Annotated in this window: 17 protein-coding genes and 1 other annotated feature; of the genes, 15 read left to right on the plus strand and 2 right to left on the minus strand. The window is 44.6% G+C overall.

Going from position 1 to position 15,567, the window contains the following annotated elements:
* Positions 1-996 (plus strand): BclA C-terminal domain-containing protein (locus J2T16_RS00005; protein ID WP_499017367.1); only part of this gene is annotated, 996 nt, incomplete at its 5' end.
* Positions 997-1,073: 77 nt separating this feature from the next.
* On the opposite strand, the gene serA is transcribed toward J2T16_RS00005, so the two are convergent.
* The gene (gene serA / locus J2T16_RS00010) at positions 1,074-2,669 is read right to left on the minus strand and encodes a phosphoglycerate dehydrogenase (RefSeq protein ID WP_090917287.1); all 1,596 of its coding nucleotides are present in this window, start codon (positions 2,667-2,669) and stop codon (positions 1,074-1,076) included.
* Positions 2,670-2,872: 203 nt separating this feature from the next.
* Positions 2,873-3,103 (minus strand) — a binding site (T-box leader).
* 329 nt (positions 3,104-3,432) lie between these two features.
* On the opposite strand from serA, the gene J2T16_RS00015 reads away from it, so the two are divergent.
* From J2T16_RS00015 to J2T16_RS00025, 3 genes are read left to right on the plus strand one after another with little or no spacing between them, the layout of a single operon-like run.
* Positions 3,433-4,026: a type II CAAX endopeptidase family protein gene (locus J2T16_RS00015; protein ID WP_090917285.1), complete on the plus strand. Its 594-nt coding sequence runs from the start codon at positions 3,433-3,435 to the stop codon at positions 4,024-4,026.
* Entirely contained in the window at positions 4,023-4,475 is a 453-nt protein-coding gene (locus tag J2T16_RS00020; protein ID WP_336120238.1) for a hypothetical protein, read from the plus strand. The genes J2T16_RS00015 and J2T16_RS00020 overlap by 4 nt, the downstream gene beginning before the upstream one ends.
* Positions 4,476-4,531: 56 nt before the next feature.
* The gene (locus J2T16_RS00025) at positions 4,532-5,293 is read left to right on the plus strand and encodes a metallophosphoesterase (protein ID WP_499017884.1); all 762 of its coding nucleotides are present in this window, start codon (positions 4,532-4,534) and stop codon (positions 5,291-5,293) included.
* 68 nt (positions 5,294-5,361) lie between these two features.
* On the opposite strand, the gene J2T16_RS00030 is transcribed toward J2T16_RS00025, so the two are convergent.
* Positions 5,362-6,180, minus strand: coding sequence for a polysaccharide deacetylase family protein (locus J2T16_RS00030; RefSeq protein ID WP_499017372.1), 819 nt, complete (start codon positions 6,178-6,180; stop codon positions 5,362-5,364).
* A 187-nt stretch (positions 6,181-6,367) separates the two neighbouring features.
* Between J2T16_RS00030 and J2T16_RS00035 the strand changes: the two genes are divergently transcribed.
* From J2T16_RS00035 to der, 11 genes are all read left to right on the plus strand, one after another.
* The gene (locus tag J2T16_RS00035; protein ID WP_499017375.1) at positions 6,368-6,718 is read left to right on the plus strand and encodes a hypothetical protein; all 351 of its coding nucleotides are present in this window, start codon (positions 6,368-6,370) and stop codon (positions 6,716-6,718) included.
* 188 nt (positions 6,719-6,906) lie between these two features.
* Positions 6,907-7,521 (plus strand): genetic competence negative regulator, encoded by a 615-nt coding sequence (locus tag J2T16_RS00040; protein ID WP_090917274.1) that lies wholly within the window; start codon positions 6,907-6,909, stop codon positions 7,519-7,521.
* A gap of 42 nt (positions 7,522-7,563) precedes the next feature.
* Positions 7,564-8,250, plus strand: a complete 687-nt coding sequence (prsW, locus tag J2T16_RS00045; protein WP_090917272.1) for a glutamic-type intramembrane protease PrsW — start codon at positions 7,564-7,566, stop codon at positions 8,248-8,250.
* Between the two features lie 120 nt (positions 8,251-8,370).
* Complete coding sequence (locus tag J2T16_RS00050; RefSeq protein WP_222128618.1) at positions 8,371-8,544, plus strand: hypothetical protein; 174 nt, start codon at positions 8,371-8,373, stop codon at positions 8,542-8,544.
* A gap of 324 nt (positions 8,545-8,868) precedes the next feature.
* Positions 8,869-10,215: a germination protein YpeB gene (ypeB, locus tag J2T16_RS00055; RefSeq protein ID WP_090917268.1), complete on the plus strand. Its 1,347-nt coding sequence runs from the start codon at positions 8,869-8,871 to the stop codon at positions 10,213-10,215.
* A 149-nt stretch (positions 10,216-10,364) separates the two neighbouring features.
* Positions 10,365-11,018, plus strand: coding sequence for a flagellar brake protein (locus tag J2T16_RS00060; RefSeq protein ID WP_339831192.1), 654 nt, complete (start codon positions 10,365-10,367; stop codon positions 11,016-11,018).
* A 111-nt stretch (positions 11,019-11,129) separates the two neighbouring features.
* A complete protein-coding gene (locus J2T16_RS00065; protein ID WP_499017380.1) occupies positions 11,130-11,306 on the plus strand; it encodes a hypothetical protein in 177 nt (58 codons plus the stop codon).
* A 103-nt stretch (positions 11,307-11,409) separates the two neighbouring features.
* Positions 11,410-12,114, plus strand: a complete 705-nt coding sequence (cmk, locus tag J2T16_RS00070; RefSeq protein WP_090917262.1) for a (d)CMP kinase — start codon at positions 11,410-11,412, stop codon at positions 12,112-12,114.
* On the plus strand, positions 12,111-12,698 hold the full coding sequence (locus tag J2T16_RS00075; protein ID WP_145331754.1) for a lysophospholipid acyltransferase family protein: 588 nt from the start codon (positions 12,111-12,113) through the stop codon (positions 12,696-12,698). The genes cmk and J2T16_RS00075 overlap by 4 nt, the downstream gene beginning before the upstream one ends.
* 136 nt (positions 12,699-12,834) lie before the next feature.
* Positions 12,835-14,049, plus strand: a complete 1,215-nt coding sequence (gene rpsA, locus J2T16_RS00080; protein WP_090917258.1) for a 30S ribosomal protein S1 — start codon at positions 12,835-12,837, stop codon at positions 14,047-14,049.
* A gap of 194 nt (positions 14,050-14,243) precedes the next feature.
* Positions 14,244-15,566 carry a ribosome biogenesis GTPase Der gene (gene der, locus J2T16_RS00085; protein WP_090917256.1) on the plus strand — a complete coding sequence of 441 codons (1,323 nt, stop codon included), beginning with the start codon at positions 14,244-14,246 and terminating at the stop codon, positions 15,564-15,566.
* The last annotated feature ends 1 nt before the right edge of the window (position 15,567 follow it).

A 15,567-nucleotide genomic window follows, 5' to 3' on the forward strand; every position in this document is an offset into this window, starting at 1 on the left:
ACGGGTGCAACAGGAGCCACAGGAGTAACGGGAACAACTGGTGAAACCGGGGTGACCGGAGCGACGGGTATAGCCGGAATAACCGGGGCCACCGGCACAAGCATTACAGGTGCAACAGGAGCCACGGGAGTGACGGGAACGACTGGTGAAACCGGGGTGACTGGTGCAACGGGTATCGTCGGAGTGACTGGAGCAACCGGCGCAAGTATTACGGGTGCAACAGGAGCCACAGGAGTAACGGGAACAACTGGTGAAACCGGGGTGACCGGAGCGACGGGTATAGCCGGAATAACCGGGGCCACCGGTGCAAGCATTACGGGTGCAACAGGAGCCACGGGAGTGACGGGAACGACGGGTGAAACCGGAGTGAGTGGTGCAACGGGTACCGCCGGGGTGACCGGAGCCACCGGTGCAAGCATTACGGGTGCAACAGGAGCCACGGGAGTAACGGGAACGACGGGTGAAACCGGGGTGACTGGTGCAACGGGTATATCCGGAGTCACTGGAGCAACTGGTGCAAGTATTACGGGTGCAACAGGAGCCACCGGCGCAAGTATTACAGGTGCAACAGGAGCCACTGGAGCAACAGGAACTTCGGTAACTGCTAACTCAGCATTTGCTGAGAACATTAACGGTACAATTGTTGTTATTTTGGGCGGTACTCTTATAGCGTTACCAAGCAACCAGAATTTTGGCACGGGTATAACTGTCAACGGTACAAGTGATACCTTTACACTGGCTAATGCCGGTCGCTATTTTATCTCTTATCGAATCAATCTGACTGCTGCGTTGGCAATACAATCTCGCGTGTTGCTTAACGGGACAGCTATTTCGGCGAGCGTGGTGTCGCCAGCACTCTCACTTAATCAATTACAGTCGGAGTTTATTGTTACTGTAACAGCGGGATCTTCAATCCAGCTCCAATTGTTTGGTCTTGCTGGCGCAGCTGTCCTCTCGCCTCCAGGTGCAACATTGACCATTATTCAATTAAGTTAAATCCGAATATGCATTTGTGCAAAAAAAGACGAGATCCTTAGTGGGTCTCGTCTTTTTCAAAGTATTGATGATGCCGTTTAACCGAGCACAATCTCAACAGCTGTATTTAATTCAGGAAGAGATGTAAGCTGAACCAGCACATCTTTTGGCACTTCTTTATCAACGGTGAGGATCATGATCGCAGCACCACCAATAATTTTACGTCCAACCTGCATGGATGCGATGTTTACGTCATTTTGACCAAGCAAAGTACCTACACGTCCAATGATACCCGGTTTATCGTTGTGCGAGATCAAAATTTGATGGCTTTCCGGTGCAATATCTACAGGGAATTTATCAAGACGAACAATCCGTTCGCCGTATCCTGCAAGAAGCGTACCTGCCACGCGGCGTTCTTCAGCATCTTGTGTTGTTACGAGTGTTACGGTAATTAGGTTTGTGAATCCCTTTGTAGCAGAGGTTTGGCTCACAACAACATTGAGATCACGAATTTTGGCCAAGTGCATGGAGTTGACAATATTGGCTTCTCCGCCCAGATGTCTTGCCAGAATGCCTTTCACAATATAACGAGTGAGCGGTGATGTATCTACTTCTGACAGATCACCCGCATAGTCAATGCGAATCTCTTGTACTGCATTTTGAGTGATTTGTGCTGCAAAACTACCTAGCGTTTCACCCAATTTAAAGTATGGTTGCAGTTTGTTCATAACGGTTGGTGCGACAGCTGGCATATTAACCGCATTTTTAAATGGTTCATTGCGAAGTATGTGAAGAACTTGTTCAGATACGTCAATCGCTACGTTCTCCTGAGCCTCTACGGTTGATGCACCCAAGTGAGGTGTAACGATAATGCTTGGATGATTCAGGAATGGATGATCTGCTGCAGGTGGTTCACTTTCAAATACGTCGAATGCTGCTCCAGCAACAATTCCTTCATCAATCGCTTCTACAAGCGCCATTTCGTCAACTACACCGCCGCGTGCACAGTTAATAATACGCATGCCTTTTTTCATGACTTCGAATTGCGGACGGGAAATCATATGACGTGTTTCTGGTGTGAGTGGAGTGTGCACAGTCATAAAATCCGCATTACGGATAATATCATCAACACTTGCCAGCTTGACTTGCAGTTTTTCGGCACGCTCCTCTGTGAGGAACGGGTCATAAGCGAGAATGTCCATTCCGAATGCTTTTGCACGTTTGGCTACTTCGCTACCGATTCTTCCCATACCGAGTACACCGAGTGTTTTATTTCTTAACTCCACACCGAGGAACGTTTTACGATCCCATGTACCTTGAATCGTTTTGGCATATGCCTGCGGAATGTGTCGTGCCAGTGCCATCATCATGGCAAAAGTGTGCTCACAAGTCGTAATGGTATTACCGTCAGGTGCATTAATGACAATGATACCGCGTTGTGTAGCAGGTTCCAGTTCAATATTATCTACGCCAACTCCTGCGCGTCCAATCACTTTAAGATTGGTGCCAGCCGTCATAATACGTTCAGTAACACGGGTCTGGCTACGAACGAGTAGGGCATCATAATCTCCGATAATGGCAACGAGCTCATCTTCACTAAGTCCGGTTTTCTTCTCGACAACGACATCACTTGCATCGACCAGCTGCTGAATTCCCAGATCACTGATTGGATCTGACACTAACACTTTGTACATGGTTTCTTCCTCCTTAGGTTTGTATATCTATAATCGTCAAGGTTTGTTCTCCGGCAGGAGACGTTCCTTAAAACCAAAGTGATTCTTCCCTCCAACAACGCGGTGTCGTAGCAGAGGAGTAGGGTAAACTAACAGGGTGATTCCACAGGATTCTTTTATCAAAAACAATCAAAAAAACTCTCAATCCACATACTGCTTGCGCAATAAGGGACGAGAGTTGTCGTGGTACCACCCTAATTCACCGCCGTTTCGCAACGACAGTCTTAGCGGTCAATGAAGACCGAAGAGGATAACGGGTCTAAACCGATTGCACCTACTCCAATTTCAATGCAATAACTCAGGAGCGCTCAAGATCATCTGCCTGCCACCGATTTACACCAACCATCGGCTCTCTGAAAGACAAAGCAACGTCTTTTTTCCATCATCGTGTTTGACGTAACTAATTTTTCATAATGTATCATGGCTTACATGAGCATGTCAATAGGCTTAAATGTTTTAATTCCTGACGTTGAAGGCTGTAATTTCCAGACCTTTAGAGAGTGTAATCTATCTACTTAGAATTATTTTTATTGAGATTTAAATGCTTTAAACATACTGTTTCGTGAAAGAAAGTTCACTGCATTAATGAAGTAACGTTTTGATGTGATCAACCGGGACTTGGGACAGGTCTTGAACCGGATTGGTTTTTTGGCTATCATTTAGTATACTATCGGATTGGTCAATGAAATTTTTATCAAATAACTTAAGAGGACAGACGCATGCAATGAAAAAAAAGAAATTTCCGAAGTTTAAAATTCAGAAGGCCGAGCCGCAGCAATTAACAGAACGTCTGCTCTTGATCAACCTTTACTTTACCCAAGGGCTAACTTTAATCGTAGGGATCGTATGGATTTTGTTGCAGAAAAGGGATCTATTCGAAGTTCTGGCCTTGCCTGATCATCTTCAGTTTTTATGGTGGGGTCTTGGGCTCGCTGCGATTATGCTAGTCATGGATTTGGTACTGTCCTATGTCATACCTCAGGAAAGTATGGATGATGGTGGCATTAACGAGCTGTTGTTTCGCGGACGTCCAATCTGGCATATTGTATGTATAGCAGCCTTGGTGGCTGTATGTGAGGAGTTGCTTTTCCGCGGCGCAATTCAACATGCAATTGGTCCATACTGGACAAGTATCTTATTTGCAGTTATTCATATTCGTTATCTGCGCCACTGGATTCCTACAGGATGGGTGTTTGTGTCGAGCTATGGATTGGGCTATATTTATTTGCAATCAGGCACATTATGGGCACCGATTCTGTGTCATTTTATCATTGACCTAGTATCTGGATTAGCGATACGTTTTCGGAGGGGATCATGAGTCAGCCATTAAGCAGGGTGAAAACATATGGCAGCCAACGTCAGCGTCGCTCGGACAATAAAGAGAAAACCGGGCGGAACTCAGCTTCACAGACAAGTTTCGTTGCTGAAACGGCAGTTGCTGCCGAAACAGTGGGGCTTCCACCAATTACTTCAATTTCTTTACCAAGATCACAACGTGGGTCGAGTGCATCCGCACTGGAAAGTCCGGTATTACCGGAACGAGCGCCTAGTCGCTCTAAGAAAACGGCAAACCAGAAGGAAAGCTCAGTTACCGAAGCGGGTTCTTTACCCACTCGAACTGAACTTCATCCTTCACGACGTTTGAGATTGAGCAAAAGATTTGTCAATTCACTTATTTTTATTTTCATAATGTTAACCGTTGGTCTGGTATGGTGGGGGATTAAGGGAGCTCCTCCTTTGAACACCTTCCTCCCATTACCGTGGTAATATTAGTCAGTTTATCCTTTCTCACATTAGTGGTAGCTTTATTACTTCTTTTTCATATGTGGCGAGAGGCTCATACAACTGTGATTACAGAGGACGAAGTCGAACTTGTGCATCTACCAGCCTCTTTCAACGGAGCGAGGATTATTTTTTTATCAGATACCCATTCACGATTGTTGAAAACAAAAGAAGTTGAGCAGTTGAAGGGGAAAGCCGATTGGGTACTCATCGGGGGCGATATAGCTGAAGAGGGAATATCCTGGTCGATTGTCAGACAAAATATGAAGCTTTTGTCGAGTTTGGCTCCAACCTATACCGTTTATGGAAATCATGACAAAAAAGCAGGCGTGACTCATTTATCTAGACTTTTGGATGATTCGAGCGTGCAGCTCCTTCAAGATCAGGATGTATACTTGCAAAAAGGAACGGAACACGTCCGATTGGTCGGATTAGATTATCGTTCGAAACAGGCAGAGAAATTGTTGCGAAATACGGAGGATGGCTGCTCCACAATCGTATTAGTTCACGATCCTTTGGAAGTATTGCGGTTAGACATTGATGTAGATCTGATACTGAGTGGACATACCCATGGAGGACAAATCGTTGTTCCATTGTTAGGACCTGTATTGCTAAGTAAGGCTTATCGGGCTGTAAAGAGCGGCTGGTTTTCCTTGAAACGTAGCGATGAAGATATTCGTTCAGGAAAATTGCTTGTAAGCCGGGGATTTGGTACAAACCATCTTCCCTTCAGGTTAGGTTGTCCCGCAGAGATACATCTCATCACTTTACGTGTTCCTGCAACAAACAGCCCTGGTCAATAAGATCAGGGCTGTTTGTTGCACATTACATTTTTCTCGCAGTGGTGCAGTAGCCCTAGCATTGGCATCTATTATCGGGACTGCAATTCGATCGCGCGTGGATCAACAAAGGAATAACCCTTCTTCTCAAGCGATGTTAACAACTCGTCCAGAGCATCGACCGTCCAAGGTAATTCATGCATCAGAATATTACTTCCAGGGTGAAGCTGATCCAGGACATTCTGGATCACTTTGTCTGGTCTGTTTTTAGTGCTCTTATCCCAGTCCAGTGAGCCGTTGGACCATGTCATATACAACATTCCCTCTTCTTTGACGGCATCTTTCAATGCATCATTTCCGGAGCCAAAAGGGGGTCTGAAAAACTGAGGTTTTTCCCCGGTGATGTCTTTCACAATTTGTTGAACGTCGGTGACCTGTTTCTTAGCTTCTGAACTTGACATTTTCTTCAAATCTTCATGATCCCAAGCGTGGTTACCGATGATCTGTTTTCGGTCATGAATCATTTTCAACAACTTCGGTTGACGTTTGACACGGTCTCCATTTACAAAGAATATGGCTTTGGCGTGATGTTTATCCAAAGTATCCAAAAGTGAATTAATCATCTTTTCGTCCTTTGGTCCGTCGTCAAAGGTTAACAAGACCACTTTAGCAGGGCTGGATTCATCATTAGGTTTAATAACATAACTCGAATTCATATGATACGTCTTTTTAACGAGCACTTCCCTTGAGGTTCCGTCCGTGGATGGAATTTTTGGCTTAGTACCGGTTATATTTGTGTCTGTTTTGGGATGAATTTCAGTATCTGTCTCGTTATTTTCAATCTGGGATTCTGCGCTTGGGTTTTCTTCGGTTTTTTTCTCCGTAAGAATGACAGCAGTATCGTCTTTCATATCCTTGGCATCAGATGCAGATTGATTTTGTGCACTGCATGCAGATAGCAATATGCTGGTTATGAGTAACAGCGAGGAAGCGCGTTTCAACATTTTCTCAGCTCACTTTCCTGTATTTATGCGGAATGAGATTGTCTTCTACAGCAAACACTACTTTTGATTTTAACACTTAAAGGAGGTTGGTGTAATGAAGGCGTCATCCTTTTTCTGGGGTATAGTCGTTGGTGTTGCAGCCAGTTCTTGGTTAGCTAAGGGCAGAATGCCCATGTTGTCTTCAGGTTCATCTCGAAACATGGTTGACCAGGCCAAACATAAAATGATGGAAATGACTTTTCCAGGCATGGATAGCTTCAGTAGCAAACCGGATCATCATGGTGAACCGCACAAGTCGGCATCAAAAACCAACAGAGTGATCTCACCAAAAGAAAAAGAAGAAAACATGAATATGCTTAAAGATTTTATTCGGACGAACCCGGATGTTAAACATGAAGTAGAGCAGATTTTAAGTCAAACCAATACATCAGTACCGGGTTTGTAACCCGTAACATCCATTAAGAATCATCCACAGTCTTGATTTGATGTGGATTGATTCTTTTTTTTGTTGATTTTACTGCGTGCATTTATAGGTATAAAATGATAACATAACTACATAGATTTATTTTCAGCACATATTGTTTTGTGCTTCATAATCTGTTATAAGACTTGCTTATAAAGGGGAGATCCTGTATGAAAATAGAACGACTAAGTCACGATAAGATACGGATTTTCCTGACCTTTGACGATCTGAGCGAGCGCGGAATACAAAAAGAAGATATGTGGCAGGAATTACCGAAGGTACATGAACTGTTCACTGAAATGATGGACCAGGCTTATTCTGAACTTGGCTTTGATGCCACAGGTCCGCTGGCTGTTGAAGTATTCGCACTTCCCGCTCAAGGGATGGTTGTCATTGTTACTCGTGGAAAATATGATCCGCAACAATATGGTTCAGGTCATGAAGATGATCTTCCTGAAGAAGTATATGAAATGGAAGTTACACTGGAGCAAAGTGACTCCATCGTATACGCATTTAAGGATTTTGAGGTGCTGATTGAAGCTGCCCATATGTTACGTCAACATGTTACGGATGCGGGGAAACTGTATTCTTATAAAAATAAATGGTTCTTACATTTTGAACCGGATGATGTAGACACCGCCAAACACGCCGCATTGATTGCTTTGCTGGCTGAATTTGGAGAAGGTTCTTCGGTCACTCCAGCTGTTATGGAGGAGTATGGAAAGGTCGTTATTCCTGAACAAGCGATTGATGTCATCTGCACACACTTCAAACGTCAGGATTAAACATCGTTATCATCGCGTCACTATTCAGGGGAGGGAATTTCGGTGCTTTTGTTTTCGCTTCTAGCTGCAGCAGTTGCTCCGGGTCTCGCCTTGTTAACATACTTTTATCTTAAAGACCGGTATGATTATGAACCACTTCACATGGTTCTGAGAGTATTTCTCATGGGGATTCTGATCGTTCTGCCCGTGATGATTATTCAGCGAGGCATGATGTTGTGGCTTGGAGATAGTCCCCTTCTCGAATCCATCGTAATCTCGGGCGGAGTTGAGGAGTTTGTTAAATGGTTTGTGATCTACCACATTATCTATAATCACACCGAATTTGACGAGCCATATGACGGAATTTTATATTCCGTTGCGGTATCATTGGGCTTCGCTACAGTGGAAAATGTGCTGTACGCATTTGCAGGCAATGCCTCCGTATCAGGTATGTTTCTAAGGGCCCTCCTGCCTGTATCAGGTCATGCGATGTTTGCCGTTATTATGGGATATTACATGGGCAAAGCCAAATTCATTGATGATACGAAGAAGAAACGGTGGTATCTCAGTCTGTCTCTGATTCTTCCGTTTTTCTGGCACGCATTGTATGATGTTATTATGAATATGATGGTGAATCACTGGCTGTGGTTCATCGCGCCTCTGATGGCGGGTCTGTGGTATGGAGCAATAGGCAAGATTACACGGGCTAACAACCGTTCTCCTTTTCGCTTCGTGAAACGAGAGGGATGAGATTAAATTATAAAAATACGGACACACTGGTGGACATAAAGCGTTTAAAACGCAGACCCTGGTGTGTCTTTTTTGTGTTCTAGAAAACAAGGGTACGACGATATGAAACGGGGATATCCAATGACAAGAATCAAGATTAAAATTAGATGCAAACAATGTGGTGAACGTTTCACGTTAAGAGGCAAGAAAGAACGTGGGCGCATTGATACTGGGTTTAAACAGTGCCTTTGTGATAACAAGGATCAATTTGACATTGAAGAAGAGGGCATGGCGACGAGCTATATGTTGCACTAGTCGGCTATATGTTCGATTAAAGTGAAGTCAACAAGCCTTACTCAAAAAAGTCTTAGCTTCATTCGTTAAAGGCAAATTTCGTTCCGACTGGAAATCGCATGCATAAGAGGACTTTCTTCGATCCACAATAAAGGCAGTGATCAAGGCGTGTCTTGAAATCCACTGAAGTGCATCTTTTACCACCTTTTCGCTCCCTGCTGCGTCACTTTCCCTTGACGTGCCCCGGCACGCCTGCGGTAAACTTCCTGGCTTGGAACGAAAATTCGGCAAAATCTGCTTCCTCCATTGTTTTCAGACACACCCTAGAAGAAAGGAGAATCTACCGTGTATAAACGATTAAGTTCAGTCATGTTTCCGATATTTGCAGTTCTCCTGATCGGCGCACTCGTGTGGGGTTATCAGGAGAATCAGGAGAAGAATGCGATACTGATCAAGGCGGAAAATCAATATCAGCGTGCATTTCACGACCTATCATTCCATATGGATAAATTACATTCGGAGATTGGGAACACGCTTGCTGTACATTCAAGTTCACAGGGGATGCATCGCAAAGGGTTGATGAATGTGTGGAGGCTTACTAGCGAAGCTCAGAATGAAATTAATCAACTGCCGCTCGGCATGCTTCCCTTCAATGAGACTGAGGAGTTCCTCTCGCGTATCTCGAAATTTGCGTATCAGGCATCCATGCGTGACCTGACAAATGAGCCACTCAGTAAGAAGGAAATGGGTAATTTAAAGACACTGTATCAAAATTCTTCGGAGATTAAAAATAGTCTGAAAGAAGTTCAACAGAAAGTATTAGCTGATCGTTTGCGCTGGATGGATGCTGAAACCGTTATGGCAACTCAGGAGCAGACAAACGATAATTCCATCGTGGACGGTTTCCGGACCGTAAATAAAAAAGTAAAAGACTACCCGGAGCTGGATTGGGGCCCTTCCGTCTCTAATATGTTCACCAAACGCTCTGTGAAGAAGCTTGGCGGAATGCCTGTTTCCAAAGAGCAGATCCAGGAGAAGGCCGCCAAATTCTCGAATGTGGAAAGTGGTAAGATTCAGGTTCAGGAGAACGGCAAAGGGACGGACTGGGAATCGTATACCGCCACCATCCAGCATGCCAGAAACGGGAAACTGATGATGGATTTCACACGCAACGGTGGGAAGCTTATCTCGTACAGTGACACCAGAACGGTTGGAGCTAAAAAAGTGTCCCGTCAAGAGGCAATGAAACAAGCGGATCAGTTTCTTGTCAATAAAGGATATAAGGATATGAAAGCTGTCAACTACGATGAGTTCGGTAATTTGGCGAACCTCACGTATGTGCACAAGCAAGGAGATACGTTGATTTATCCAGAAAAAATGTCTGTACGTGTAGGTCTGGATACGGGGGAAGTCACCGGTTTTCAGGCAAGCGACTATGTATATGAGCATAACGACAAACGTCAGATTCCAAAAGCAAAGCTTACGGCTGATCAGGCTCGCAAAAAACTGAATTCAGATTTCAAAGAAAATTATGTTCGCAAATCGTTGATCGAGAATGAATACAGCAAAGAAGTGCTTTGTTATGAATTCGGGGGACGAATAAACGGTTCGCGTTACCGGATTTACATTAATGCCGATACAGGAATGGAAGAAGCGGTTGAGGAGATTAAGCCAGTGAATGCAACCTCCTAGAAGCGTTTAGCAGAATGTGTATTCTCAAAATTAATCATGCGAAAACAGACCATTTCAATGGTCTGTTTTTTCTTGTTCCATGTGAGAAAGGTCATGGTATAATAGTCCTTGCAGAGACAAAGATAAATACATAAGTGGCGGTGAACCGATTGTTTCCTAAAATAAATGAAGTGTTGTATATCCAGATCGCATCGGCTGACGAAAAAGAGGAACATAAGGAATACAAATCGCGTATCGCAGATACCGATGATGACAGTTTTTTGATTGAAGTTCCGATGCAACAGGGGAACAGTCGTTTAAAAAGACTCTTTTTCGGAGAAGAATTGTCCATATCGTATATGAACGAGAGTGGAGTCCGCCATTATTTTAATACTTACGTAACAGGGTTTGAGGAAGATGTCGTTCGTCTGGTCCGCATTCGAAAACCGCTTCCTGATGAGATTTCCAAAATTCAGCGCCGTAGCTTCCTTCGCGTTCACGCCAGTCTTGAATTGGCGATTCAATGTGAAGACCTTACACGTGCGGTCGTGCTGACTGAAGACATCGGAGGCGGAGGATTGTCCGTATACATCGAGCCTGATGTCAAAGTGCAGGAAGAACAAAAGCTGAAATGCTGGCTATTGGTTCCTTATCGCAATGGGTCAATTGACCATGTTCAATTCGAAGCCGAGGTAGTTCGCATTAAAAAGCTGGAAACGGGCCGTGAGTTAGGTATGCTAAAATTTTCACAGATTACGGATTCAGAACGTCAGAAGGTCATCAAATTTTGTTTTGAACGGCAACTGGATTATCGTATGAAGTAGACGTGTGCAGGCATAAAACAGTACTGTACTGGGCAACGTAAGGCAAAAACGGAGAATGTTGCTATGAACAAACGCTCTGATGCACGGAGAATTGAACATATTTATTGTATGATGTCAAAACGGTCGGAACGAAGAGCATTGCTATTCATTGGCTTGCTCCTGATCCTCGTTATCCTCTGTCAATTGTTACTGCTTGTCCCTGATTTGAAGAAAATAATGACAACGATTGACCGGCTAGAAGGTACCCCGATTCATATGCAAAGTAACAGCAAAGACCAGAATGGCTGATTTGTCTGTTTTTGCATCCATGTGTAGAGTGTGGTATAATTTTCACGATGCAGGCAATGCCTGTTTTTTTATTGAGGTTTATCGTTTGAGGAGGAATGCCCCGTTGGCTAGCCAGAACACATCAGAAGACGGGAAGATGAACGTTGCAATTGACGGACCTGCTGGTGCCGGAAAAAGCACGGTGGCCCGCTTGGTTGCAGAGGAACTCGGATACATTTATGTCGATACAGGCGCAATGTACCGTGCAGTATCCTTGCATATGCTTCGGAAAGATATATCTCCGGAAGATATGACTCAGGTACTTCAGGAAGCTCAAGATTTGGTTATTGATTTACAACCGGATCGGGGTGGACAGAAAGTGTTCTGTAATGGCGAGGATGTTACCTCGGAAATCCGCTCCCGTGAAGTAACGGGAATCGTGTCTCGATATGCGCAAATCGAGGGGCTGCGTACACAATTAGTGGATACTCAGCGGCAAATGGCTTTGCGCAAGGGCGTCGTCATGGATGGGCGCGATATCGGAACGACTGTATTGCCCGATGCGGAAGTGAAAATTTTTATGACTGCCAGTGTGCAGGAGCGCGCACTTCGCCGCTTCAAAGAACTGGAACCATCCGATGGGCTGACGTTGGAGCAACTGGAGCGAGATATTGCAACCCGTGATAAGCTGGATGAGAACAGGGAAGTCTCCCCGCTTCGTTGTGCAGAGGACGCGATTGTCCTGGATACAACGAAGATGAATATCCATGAAGTGGTTGACAAAATCGTATCTTATTGCACAATGGTCAGAGGAGAGAGCGGTCTATGATTTACACCTTTTGCAAGACTGTACTGCGGATCATGTATACCATTCTTTTTCGCCTGGAGGCAGTTGGACGGGAAAATATCCCGAAAGACGGCGGTGTACTTTTATGCTCCAATCATATCAGTAACTTTGATCCGCCAACCGTTGGCATCAAAATTCGCCGTCAAGTGAGATTTATGGCTAAAAGCGAATTGTTTGATGTTCCGGTGCTAGGGCCGATTATCAAGGCTGTCGGTGCCTTCCCTGTAAAGCGAGGAGGCGTCAGCAAAGAATCCATCAAAACCTCACTCAACATTTTGCGTGGTGGTGAAGTGCTTGGCATTTTCCCAGCGGGAAGCCGTCACAATGATGGTGGAATTGGTAAAAAAGGAGCAGCGAGTTTTGCTCTCCGCAGCGGTGCTACTGTAATCCCTACTGCTATTATCGGCAACTACAAGCTTTTTCATAAGATGAAAGTAGTATATGGCGCACCGGTCAATTTGGACGAGTTCAAGGAAGACACTTCCGGAGATGCTTTGGAAAGAGCTACCGAGAAAATCATGTCCAAAATTAACGAAATGGTGAAAACAGGCGAGCCTAGTAAGTAAGGCAGGTCTACTGTGAGTGCATGTTTCCATATTTTTGAGGAATGCTATGTGAAGTGCATTTGCATGAAAGTGTTTTGAACTCTGCCAAGGCAGGTTTGAATATAATGGGGTTTTTGAATTGAGGAGGGTATTTGACATGTCGGAAGAAATGAAAAATCAAGAAGCAACCCAAGATGAGTTGGATCAATTCGTTTCCTTGAAAAAAGGAGATACTGTAAAAGGAACCATCGTCAAATTGGAAGATAACCAAGCTTATGTAAGCATTGGATATAAATATGACGGTGTTATTCCAATTCGTGAACTGTCTTCGCTTCACGTAGACAGCGCGTCTGAAGCAGTAGAAGTTGGACAAGAAGTTGAAGCTAAAGTTCTTAGCATCGACGACGAGAAAGAAAAACTCGTTCTGTCCAAACGTGCGATCGACAGCGAGAACGCTTGGGAGCAATTGCAAAAGCATTTTGAAGACCAAGATGTGTTCGAAGTTGTTGTAGGTGATGTAGTTAAAGGCGGTTTGGTTGCAGACGTGGGCGTTCGTGGATTTATCCCGGCTTCCATGGTTGAGCGTCATTTCGTTGAAGACTTCAGCGACTACAAAGGCCGCACACTACGTGTTAAAGTGAAAGAGATCGATCGTGAGAACAACAAAGTGATCCTTTCCCAAAAAGACGTTCTGGAGCAAGAATTCGAAGCAAACAAAGTTCAAGTAATGGCTGGTTTGCAAGAAGGTCAAGTCATTGAAGGTACAGTTCAACGCTTGACTCAATTCGGTGCTTTCGTTGATGTAGGCGGAGTTGACGGTTTGGTACACGTATCCGAGCTGGCTTGGACTCACGTTGACAAACCATCCGATGTATTGTCCGAAGGCGACAAAGTAAATGTTAAAGTGCTGAAAGTTGATCCTGAAAAAGGTAAAATCAGCCTGAGCATGAAAGCTGTTCAACCAGGTCCTTGGGAAACAGCTGGTGACAAATTCAACACAAGTGATATCGTAACAGGTGTTGTAAAACGTCTGGTTGATTTCGGTGCATTTGTTGAAATCGCTCCTGGTGTTGAGGGTCTTGTGCATATCTCACAAATTTCCCACAAACACATCGGTACTCCACATGAAGTGCTGAAAGAGGGCCAAGAAGTTCAAGTGAAAATCTTGGACATGAACCCTGCTGAACAACGTGTAAGCTTGAGCATCAAAGAAACAGAAGAAGCTCCTGCTCAACCACAAAAATCAGAGCGCCCAGCAAGAAACAACGCTCCACGTGAAGAAATCAACAATCCGAACGTTTCCTTGAACAATCAAGGTATGAGCACTACGCTCGGCGAACTGTTTGGTGACAAACTCAGCAAATTCAAATAAGTTATACATGCATGGTTCTAAGTTATATACTGCATATTTTGCTGAACAATAAAAGCAAGATCGGCGAGCCCCAGCGGGTTCGCCGATTGTTGTTATTGCGAGAAAATCGTTTCGGTTCGTTACGAAACGTTAGCCAAGCCATAGCTTTTTTGCTATGATGAGTAACGTAAGTATGGACAGGAGGAGTGGAATGTATGGCAAGACCAGTTGTGGCAATTGTCGGCCGACCAAACGTGGGTAAATCCACCATTTTCAATCGGATTATCGGCGACAGACTGGCCATTGTGGAAGATAAGCCGGGCATTACCCGTGACCGGATTTATGGAATCGGTGAATGGAACGGAAAAGCATTTAGTATTATTGATACGGGTGGTATCGAAATTGACGGCGAAGACGTCATTATGAAATCCATTCGCATGCAGGCGGAGCTTGCGATTGAAGAAGCAGATGTAATTGTGTTTATGTGTGATGCCAAGGCGGGTATTACGCAATCGGACGAAGAAGTTGCTGAGATGCTTTATCGCTCAGGTAAACCGATCGTGGTAGCCGTGAACAAAGTGGATAACATTGGGCGCAGTGAGCTGATTTATGAGTTTTATGGCTTCGGTTTTGGTGATCCGATCGGGGTATCTGGCAGTCACGGTACGGGAATTGGTGACTTGCTTGATGCGATTGTGGAGAAATTGCCTGAACTTGAGGAAGAGACATACGATGAGGATGTAATTCGTGTAGCTCTGATCGGCCGACCTAATGTGGGTAAATCTTCACTTGTGAACGCCATCCTGGGTGAGGAACGTGTTATTGTGAGTGATGTAGCCGGTACAACACGTGATGCAATTGACACTCCTTTTGAAAAAGACGGGCAACGTTACGTGCTGATTGATACGGCGGGTATGCGGAAGCGCGGTAAAGTATATGAAACGACGGAGAAGTACAGCGTAATGCGTGCGATGCGTGCTATTGAGCGTGCGGACGTTGTTCTGATTGTTATCAACGGTCAAGAAGGCATTATTGAACAGGACAAGCACATTGCCGGTTATGCGTATGAAGCGGGTAAAGCTTCATTGTTCGTGGTAAACAAGTGGGATGTTGTAGAGAAAACGGATAAAACGATGAAGGAATTCGAGACGAAGATTCGGGATCATTTCCTCTTTATGACCTATGCTCCGGTTGTCTTTTTGTCCGCACTGACAAAACAACGCTTACAAAAATTGTTGCCAGTGGTACAGCGTGTAGCAGAACAGCATTCTTTGCGTGTTCAGACACATCTGCTTAATGATGTGGTATCGGATGCTGTAGCCATTAATCCACCGCCAACCGATAAAGGGCGGAGAATGAGAATTAACTATGTGACTCAGGTTGCGGTCAAACCGCCGACTATGGTTATCTTTGTTAACGACCCTGAATTGATGCACTTCTCGTATGAGCGTTACCTGGAGAATAAAATCCGTGCAGCGTTTGATTTTGAAGGCACACCAATTCGCATATTTACTCGGAGGAAGTCCGACGAAGGTTAGG

The sequence above is a fragment of the Paenibacillus intestini genome, from assembly GCF_030803945.1.
GTDB classification, from domain to species: domain Bacteria; phylum Bacillota; class Bacilli; order Paenibacillales; family Paenibacillaceae; genus Paenibacillus; species Paenibacillus polysaccharolyticus.